At 56.8% G+C, this 740-nt stretch carries 1 pseudogene; it reads left to right on the forward strand.

Annotated features, from left to right (window positions below):
- Positions 1-19: 19 nt before the first annotated feature.
- A pseudogene (gene ilvC, locus FDX22_RS31205) lies at positions 20-740 on the forward strand (ketol-acid reductoisomerase); the annotation flags it as partial.

The following is a 740-nucleotide window of genomic DNA, read 5'->3' on the forward strand; positions in this document are numbered from 1 at the left end:
CATCACGGAGTACACCATCATGGCTAACTACTTTAATACACTGAATCTGCGTCAGCAGCTGGCTCAGCTGGGCAAATGTCGCTTCATGGGCCGCGAAGAATTCGCCGACGGCGCAAGCTACCTTCAGGGTAAAAAAGTGGTCATCGTCGGCTGTGGCGCTCAGGGTCTGAACCAGGGCCTGAACATGCGTGACTCCGGTCTGGATATCGCCTACGCACTGCGTAAAGAGGCGATTGCTGAGAAGCGCGCTTCATGGCGTAAAGCGACCGAAAACGGCTTTAAAGTCGGTACCTACGAAGAGCTGGTTCCGCAGGCTGACCTGGTGGTTAACCTGACGCCAGACAAACAGCACTCCGACGTGGTGCGTTCCGTACAGCCGCTGATGAAAGACGGCGCGGCGCTGGGCTATTCCCACGGTTTCAACATCGTGGAAGTGGGCGAACAGATCCGTAAAGACATTANCGGGTACCGAAGTGCGTGAAGAGTACAAACGTGGTTTCGGCGTACCGACGCTGATCGCCGTCCACCCGGAAAACGACCCGAAAGGCGAAGGCATGGCGATCGCTAAAGCCTGGGCTGCGGCAACCGGCGGTCACCGTGCTGGCGTACTGGAGTCCTCCTTTGTTGCAGAAGTGAAATCTGACCTGATGGGTGAGCAGACTATCCTGTGCGGTATGCTGCAGGCGGGCTCTCTGCTGTGCTTCGACAAGCTGGTGGAAGAAGGTACTGACCCGGCTTAT

The organism is Citrobacter sp. TBCS-14 (genome assembly GCF_005280805.1).
GTDB classification, from domain to species: Bacteria; Pseudomonadota; Gammaproteobacteria; order Enterobacterales; family Enterobacteriaceae; genus Citrobacter; species Citrobacter gillenii.